Genomic DNA, 728 nt, shown 5'->3' with positions numbered 1-728 from the left:
ATTTCGGGATCTGGACGCGCCGCACGGCGTGGGGCCGATAACTGCCATCCAGTAAGGATTCCCGAATCCGGGGCCAGTGCGCCCTCAGGTAGTCCGCCGTCTCGGCGATCGACAACCCATCCACCCCAGCACTGCCGCGATTGGATTTGACGCGTCGCCACGCCGACTCCATGTTCGCGCTCGCGAGCGCCTGCGCAAGCAGGTCGTCTCGCCCCGGGCTTCCAGTTTCATGCCGCGCCGTCCGCGCTTCATCACGCACCGCGCACAACGAGGCTTCACCTCGCCCTGCTGCGATACGCCCCGAATCATCGGGCTTCTGATGCACTGCACGTCCGAGCGACATGGCCTTCGGCCCTCCTACTCGTTCGGCCCTTCGCCCACAACCAGCGGCTACTATGGCCTCTGCTGACTTCTCGCTCCGGTTCAGCACCGTCGCCCTTTCAGGCACAAGGCGAGATCTCCCCAGGTAAGAGCACACTCCTTCAGCGCACAACCGCCGGATTTACGCCGCTTCGCCTTGATCACGACAGCTTCGCGGTTCGTTGCCCGCTCGCCCTGCTCGGCAGCGCCTTCTATCCGGTTCTTGTCCATCGGCTCGCGCTTTACGCTCCACGCTTCCTCCCCACGCTCGGTCGCCCTCACGCAGTTGCGCTTCACTTCGTTCGCTGTGATCAACTTACGGCGGGACTCGCACCCGCAGGAGTGCGCCCATGCTGGGCGCACAACGA

At 64.6% G+C, this 728-nt stretch carries 1 protein-coding gene and 1 pseudogene; both read right to left on the bottom strand.

The genetic code is table 11. The features are described 5' to 3' along the window. Positions 1-343: pseudogene (locus I8J34_RS24210) on the bottom strand (group II intron reverse transcriptase/maturase); the annotation flags it as partial. Between the two features lie 80 nt (positions 344-423). Beyond that, positions 424-728, bottom strand: a 305-nt coding sequence (locus I8J34_RS24205) for a hypothetical protein (RefSeq protein WP_214364186.1), incomplete at its 5' end; no start/stop codon positions are given.

Source organism: Denitromonas iodatirespirans (assembly GCF_018524365.1).
GTDB lineage: Bacteria > Pseudomonadota > Gammaproteobacteria > Burkholderiales > Rhodocyclaceae > Nitrogeniibacter > Nitrogeniibacter iodatirespirans.
This window is presented reverse-complemented; position numbering and strand designations above follow the sequence as displayed.